Origin of the sequence: Cupriavidus sp. SK-3, from assembly GCF_000611145.1 — a bacterium.
Lineage (GTDB): Bacteria > Pseudomonadota > Gammaproteobacteria > Burkholderiales > Burkholderiaceae > Cupriavidus.
In genome coordinates this window covers 1-6,497 of the sequence record NZ_JFJV02000095.1, presented here as the reverse complement: position 1 = coordinate 6,497, position 6,497 = coordinate 1, and the positions used below count along the sequence as shown (strand labels likewise).

Genomic DNA, 6,497 nt, shown 5'->3' with positions numbered 1-6,497 from the left:
CGCCAGCAGCTAGAAGCAATAAAACCCCGCCCCCAAAACGTCCCTCTGCGCCAGCAGCCAGAAACCAGCAGCCAGAAACCCTAAAACCCCAACCCAACCCCTTCACCGATTAGCAATCCAAATCCCCGCCCCAATAGCCGCCAGCCCGGCAGCATGAAACCACCGCAGCCAGTCCCCCAGCAAAGCAGTCGACATCAGCGCGGCAAACACAGGCGTAAGCGTAAAGAAAAACACCGGCAACTGCGCCCGAGGGCGTGGTCAGCGCGAGGTACTGCATGGCCGTTTGCGCTACCCGGAAATCTTCGAGGCCAGCCGTCCCATGCTGAGCGATCCCGACAAGATCTATCCGGGACAGACACTGCGCATTCCAGCGCAAGTATCCTGAGTAAGCCGGCACGAGTACGCCGGCGCAGCGCCGGATACGAACTGTTACACGGCGCTGCGTACCGGCTGTCAACAAGCGCAGGCCCCGGCCCGTTTTTACAGGCAACGCGCAACGAAGCGCGCCTCACCTGGAGATAGACATGAAGAAGGTTCTCGCCATCCTGACCCTCGGACTCTTCGCTGCCGGTGCCTTCGCCCAGGCTCCAGCCGCCGACGCGCCCAAGGCGCCCACCAAGGTGGAAAAGAGCGCGCACAAGAGCAACAAGACACAAGCCACCAAGCACACCAAGGCCGCCACGCCGGCCAAGTCCGCCGCGCAGTAATGCGGCGTTTCAGGGCGCGCTCTTCCGGGGGCGCGCCCTTTTCCTATTTCTCATGACGGCATGCACCTGATCTGGACTATTCTCATCGGCTTCCTGGCCGGGCTTGTGGCGCGCGCCATCACCCCCGGCAACGGCCCTAGCGGGTTCTTCCTGACCTCCGCGCTGGGTATCGGCGGCGCGCTGGCCGCTACCTTTCTCGGGCAGGCCCTGCACTGGTATCGCCCAGGGCAATCCGCCGGCTTTATCGGCGCCGTGGTGGGCGCGGTGATCCTGTTGCTGGGCTATCACCTGATCAGCAAGCGCTGAGCCGCAACGCCACGCCCCGAAAGCCAGATACCACGAAGCAACACCCGCAACGGAACACGGAACCCGATCATGAGCCTGATGGATTTTTTGCAGTCTGCAGCCACCGCCCTGGGCGGCAATCCCGAGCAGCAGGTAGACCACGTCGCGCAGAACGCGCCTGAAGGCGCGCTCGGCCAGTTGCTGGCCGGCGCCTTCCGCTCCGACCAGACTCCGGCCTTCGGCAATATGGTGGGCGAACTGTTCGGCCAGTCCAGCGGTGCGCAGCAGGCGGGCCTGCTCAACCAGTTGCTGGCCACACTGGGCCCGGCGGCGCTGGCCGGCGCGGCGGGCGGTGCGCTGGGCAATCTGCTGCAGCCTGGCGCGACCCAGGTCACTCCGGCGCAGGCCAGCCAGCTCACCCCGGCACAGGTGCAGGAGATCGCCGCCCATGCCGAGCAGGCCCATCCGGGCGTGATCGACCAGATCGCCGATTTCTATGCGCAGCATCCCACGCTGGTCAAGACCATCGGCAGCGCCGCGCTGGCCATTGCGCTGGCCAGGTTCAAGGAACACCAGCAGGGCTGAGCCGCAGGTGGCAGCCCCGGCGTCGCGTGGCGCGCGGGCGGCCGCCGCCAGTGCGCAGCCGTTACGGCAATGCCACCTCTAGCCGCGCCAGCGTGCGCAGCAGCTTCTCGTCGTCCGGGGCCAGTTCGTGCGCCGCGACAAAGGCGGCGCGCGCTTCGTCCTGCCGCTGCAATTGCATCAGCACCTCGCCCTTGTGCGCCAGGCCTTCCACCCGGGCGCCGAGGTTGCTCTCGGTGCCTTCGCCGTACGCGGCCAGGGATTGTTCGAGGTAGGTCAGCGCCTGCGCGGGCTGGCCCAGGCGGAACAGCGCCCAGCCCTTGCTGTCCAGCACGTAAGGGTTGTCCGGCGTGTGGGCGAGGGCCTCGTCGATCATTGCCATGCCGCGCCCGACCATCCAGTTGGCATCGACCAGCGCGTAGCCGACCTCGTTCAGGCTGTCTTTTGGCAAGGGCGCCAGGCCGAGCGCGATGTCCAGTTGCTTGTCGTCCCGGCTCGCGATCGACAGGTCGATCAGCTTGCGGCGGATGCGCGCCTGGAAGTCCGCGCCGATTTCGTTCTTGCCGGCCTCGTAGCTTGCCAGCATCTGCCGGAAGACGGCCGCCGGCCCGGCGCCGGCCGGCAGCGCAGTGATGGCGTCGGACTCGCGCCTGCACCACGCGTATTCGCCCGCTTGCAGTCCGGAAAACGTGTAGTCGAGGCTGATCGTCTGCGCCTTGTGGCTTTGCGCATAGTAGGTGTAGCCGTGGCTATCCGTCCGGTTGCAGAACAGGTACCCGCCGTTGAGGTCGAGTACGTAGGCCATGCCTGTCACGGGATGGTTGCTGCTCTCGCCGCGCATCGAGAATGCTTCGCCGAAATCGCCTTCGCCGACGATCGGGTTGAGGATCCATTTTTCCTTGGCATGCCGCCTGGGCATCCGTACGGATACGGTGTTGCCCTGCTTGTCGGTGACGCCGAAGATCACGCTGTCCTGCTCGTTCGACTTGGGGGAGACGCCGGCGATCCGCTGGCCCGGCAGGAACAGCCGGTAGCGGGCTCCGGGCATGGCCTGGCCGGTAGCCGGATCGCGCAGCACGAACCGGTGCACCTGCGTGCCTTCGCCGAGCGTGCCCGGCTGGCGGTAGTCGCGCGCCAGCGTCATGGCGGGAATGGATGCCACAGCCAACAGCACTGCGCCCTTCAGGTAAAACGATTTGCTTCTCATTGCCTTGGTATTCAGGTTGAAACGGGTTTGGGCACCTTCGCCGGCGTCAGGTGGGCATGCCGCCGGCACGGATGCCGCCCAGCATGCCGTGCAGGTCATGGGTCATGACCGCCAGGAACGCCACCAGCCCGAGGTAGTACAGCGTATAGGTCAGGCGCATTTCCGCGCTGATGGTGTAATACGCGCGGTTCTCCGGGGCTTGCGGATCGTAGCGCCAGGCCTTGAGCAACTGCGGGGCCGCCAGCAGTGCCACCAGGATCAGGATCGGGCTGGGGCGCCACAGGAACATCGCCACCAGCACCGGCACGCCAAGGAACCAGATGCGCGGCGACAGCACCGCGGTGACGCGGCCGCCATCGAACGGCGAAAGCGGGATCAGGTTGAACAGGTTGATAAAGAAGCCGGCATAGGCCAGCGCGAGCATCAGTCCGCTTCCGGTGCTGCGGCCGATGTAATAGCAGGCCAGGGCGCCCAGGGTGCCGACCACCGGCCCCGCCAGCCCGATATAGGCCTCGGTCTCGACGTCGACCGGCTGGTCCTTGAGTTCGACCCAGGCCCCGACGAATGGAATGAAGGTGGGCGCGCCCACGGCCAGCCCGCGGCGGCGCGCGGCCAGGAAATGGCCCATCTCATGGACAAAGATCAGCAGCACGAAGCCGACGGCATAGCGCCAGCCGAAGATCAGCGCGTAGGCGCCGACCGACAGCAGCATGGTGCCGCCTGTGGTCAGCAGCTTGCCCATCTTCAGGCCGCCCAGGAGCAGGAGCAACAGCTTGGTCAACGGTACAACTCCGGAGCTGGGGAGGAGGAATACGCCTTCACTTCGGCTGTGCGGGACCGGATGGCTTGCGCCTGAACCACTTGGTGGCGGAATAGCCGATGCCCGCCACTGCCAGCATGATCACCTTGGCGAACTTGGCGAAGAACGCCGCCAGGACGGCCAGCAGTCCCAGCTTCTTCGCCGCTACCCCGCCGATCAGCGCGGCCAGCCCGTATTCCGCTATCTTGTCGGTGCCGGAATTGAAATCCGCATAGGCCTTGCCCTCGGCGAAGTCGAGATTGGACAGCAGCGTGCGCACCACGGGCTTGTTGGCGTCGACCTGGTCGCGCGCGGTGATCAGGTTCAGGCTGACGTAGCCTTCCCGCCCGAGCGCGTAGGTGTTGTAGTTGACGGACTGGGGGGCATCGGCCGGCTGGCCTTTCTCGCGTGCCGACATCGACCAGATCAGCCGATGGCTGGCCGCCTCATAGTGGGGCCGCTCCACCCAGCCGACGATCTCAAGCCCGCGGATGCCGCGCTTCTCGCGCTCCTCGTTGGCGGCTTCCGTGCCTTCCCTGAGCGAATTGAAGAGGTCGTCGACATTCCAGTCCTTGGCGTCGTCGTCGCGGATGTAGCCCGAGGGCTCGTACTTGGCTACCACCATCCAGTCGTCGTCGCCGGTGGGCAGCACCAGGCCAAGCAGGCGCTCGTCGGTAAGGTTGCCCATGGCGTGCATGAGCTTGCCGGCGGCCGGCTGGGGAATGAAGACTTCCCTGGCAGGCAGTTTCAGCGTGGCCTGTTCGCCCAGTTTTACCGTGGCCGGACCTGCCTGGGCGCTGGACTGCGCAGCCTGCCAGGCCGCCTCCATCCCCTTTTCCTTGCTGTCGCTACCCTGCGCCAGCAGGCTGCCGGACGCAAGAAGGCTCATCCCGCATGCCAGGCTTGCCAGCATGCTACGCAATTCATGACCCGTCATTCCCACAATGACCGCTCCCTTCGCTAGATTGTTTGTTATTTGCGGCACGGCCGACGATGGCCAGGGGAAGGGGGGCTTCCGGCGGCCTCGCAAGCAGTGCGATCGCCTGATGGTCTGGCGATTGGTGATTTTAGCGTTTTTTTTATTTGCGGCAGTGTGGCCGAAGGGGAAATGGGAAGAGGCCGGTGATGGAAGCTGCTAAAGGAGGCGTGTGGGTTGCAGCCTCGGCCGCTTGCCGTGAATCCGATCGTGCCAGCGCGCGCCTGCCAGGCCTGAAGCCCCGGCCTGGCAACGCGCGCTGCGCTTTTACCCAGCCCTCAAGCGTTCAGTGTGGGGGAGCGCATAAGGCCTGGTTCTGGCTGGGGGAGGGATCCGCATGGGGGCTTCTCCGGGCAGGGTATCCGCCTCGGGGTAGCCCCGTAGCTGCGGGCCCGACCTGCAATGCGTTATGGCTCTCCAGGAATCTTTCCGGACCGCTGGCAGGCGCCGGAAAGCTATCGAAGTCGCTAGCCTCAAGACTCGCGCCAAGCAGCTTGCCGAACGCATTTAGCTGCACGTCCGAAGTCAGTCCGGCGCTGCCGGCCAGGGCGGGGCACAGGATCCACGTGGTGCCATCCCTGACGAAGACATGCAGGAGCCTTACCTGGTCTGCCGGCTGTAGCTGCCGGACCTCCCCAGCAGCTTCGTCGAGCCCGAAAGCCCGCACGAAGTCGTCGGTCTGGCGATGGCCGATGCAGATGACCACCTTTGGCCGCCAGTACGTGCAGAGTGTCCGCAGGAAGCGGAATCGCCCGCCATGCCGGCACAGTTCCAGGTAGCGTTCCTTGGGCACGAGTTCAGCCTGGCCGCGAAATACCTTGGACCAGGGCGTCAGCCCATCGAGTTGCATCGGCAGGGGAAACAGGTTCAGCTTGAACTCCGCGCCGTCCGGTGCGTAGAGCTGGTCCCGGAAGTATGCTTTCCAGTCGTTGTCGTCCAGCCGGATACCCAGCGCTTCGGCGCGGGCCGCGGCCATGATGCGCGCAATGCGCTGGTGGTTGAGCCACTTGCCCATATCGGCCCGGTGTTTCGCGCGAAACGCGTCATCCCATGCACAGGGCTCCGTGCGCGGCCGCAATGGCCCGGCAAGGCGCTCGAACCACGGATGCGGGCTTCTGTCGCAGATCCACACGCTGGCTCTCGGGTTTCCGCCCTCCATGCCTACGTACGACGCAAAGTAATTGTCCAGTTCATCGCGCGTGAATATTCCTGAGTGCTGCATTGCTGCCCCTTATCCCTTGGTGGGACCCCATTCACCCATTCCCGCGGCGTGCCGCCCGGTTCTGCTGACCGCGCGTGCCGCCGGGGTTGTCCAACGTGTCCCGCATGCCGCTTGTGGGGCACGGCGGGGCAACCCTCCCGCGTGGGTTGCGTGTATTTGCTTATGTTATTTTTTAAACAGGAAATAGCAGGTCAAAGCCATTCGACCTGCCATTTATGCATATTTGATATGCGTCAATATCGAATGTAGCCGGTGCGCGGATGGCGCTGCGGGTGTCAGTCAATGACGCTTTGAAGCGTTTCCAGCCGGCACGAACGGTACCGGCATGAATGAGAGGAAGGCTGCCCGGATATGGCTCGCCGGCACGCTGGAGAGGTGGAGTCCAAAGATATTGCCCCCGCTGGATAAACGCAAAATGTCAAAAATGTTCAAAATGAATTGCTGCGCTGCACTCTAGCGCAGATTGTATGCGTCATACACTACAATATTTTAATTTCTGACATAAAAAGCGTAGAAAGCCGGGCATTCGGGGGGCGAATTTATTTTTTTATCCCCTCTGATGGGGGGATATTTTTTTGAGGTCCCGTCATCCAAATGCCTCCCGGATCAATCCCCCGATCTCATGCCGCCGCGCCACCGGCATCCGCGAAGCCGTCGAGCCAATACTGATGGCAGCCTCGCCAGCCAACGGCAACGCGAATGCAAAGCCCACCCCCGCC

7 protein-coding genes and 2 pseudogenes are annotated in these 6,497 nt (G+C 64.2%); 4 read left to right on the top strand and 5 right to left on the bottom strand.

Going from position 1 to position 6,497, the window contains the following annotated elements; all coding sequences use genetic code 11:
* Window positions 1–102: 102 nt before the first annotated feature.
* Window positions 103–255 (bottom strand): annotated as a pseudogene (locus tag CF70_RS37595) (EamA family transporter); the annotation flags it as partial.
* A 31-nt stretch (window positions 256–286) separates the two neighbouring features.
* Here CF70_RS37595 and CF70_RS37590 point away from each other — a divergent pair.
* From CF70_RS37590 to CF70_RS09620, 4 genes and pseudogenes are all read left to right on the top strand, one after another.
* Window positions 287–385, top strand: a pseudogene (locus CF70_RS37590) (peptidoglycan-binding protein LysM); the annotation flags it as partial.
* Window positions 386–524: 139 nt separating this feature from the next.
* Window positions 525–707, top strand: coding sequence for a hypothetical protein (locus CF70_RS09630; protein WP_035863528.1), 183 nt, complete (start codon window positions 525–527; stop codon window positions 705–707).
* 60 nt (window positions 708–767) lie between these two features.
* Window positions 768–1,013: a GlsB/YeaQ/YmgE family stress response membrane protein gene (locus CF70_RS09625; protein WP_035863526.1), complete on the top strand. Its 246-nt coding sequence runs from the start codon at window positions 768–770 to the stop codon at window positions 1,011–1,013.
* A gap of 69 nt (window positions 1,014–1,082) precedes the next feature.
* Entirely contained in the window at window positions 1,083–1,577 is a 495-nt protein-coding gene (locus tag CF70_RS09620) for a hypothetical protein (protein ID WP_035863524.1), read from the top strand.
* 61 nt (window positions 1,578–1,638) lie between these two features.
* On the opposite strand, the gene CF70_RS09615 is transcribed toward CF70_RS09620, so the two are convergent.
* From CF70_RS09615 to CF70_RS09600, 4 genes are all read right to left on the bottom strand, one after another.
* Window positions 1,639–2,781 (bottom strand): tetratricopeptide repeat protein, encoded by a 1,143-nt coding sequence (locus CF70_RS09615; protein WP_063830446.1) that lies wholly within the window; start codon window positions 2,779–2,781, stop codon window positions 1,639–1,641.
* A gap of 46 nt (window positions 2,782–2,827) precedes the next feature.
* Window positions 2,828–3,562: a site-2 protease family protein gene (locus tag CF70_RS09610; protein ID WP_035863522.1), complete on the bottom strand. Its 735-nt coding sequence runs from the start codon at window positions 3,560–3,562 to the stop codon at window positions 2,828–2,830.
* A gap of 37 nt (window positions 3,563–3,599) precedes the next feature.
* Window positions 3,600–4,469 carry a DUF2167 domain-containing protein gene (locus CF70_RS09605; RefSeq protein WP_414629439.1) on the bottom strand — a complete coding sequence of 290 codons (870 nt, stop codon included), beginning with the start codon at window positions 4,467–4,469 and terminating at the stop codon, window positions 3,600–3,602.
* Between the two features lie 373 nt (window positions 4,470–4,842).
* Window positions 4,843–5,778, bottom strand: a complete 936-nt coding sequence (locus CF70_RS09600) for an XpsR family transcriptional regulator (RefSeq protein WP_235184974.1) — start codon at window positions 5,776–5,778, stop codon at window positions 4,843–4,845.
* Between the last annotated feature and the right edge of the window lie 719 nt (window positions 5,779–6,497).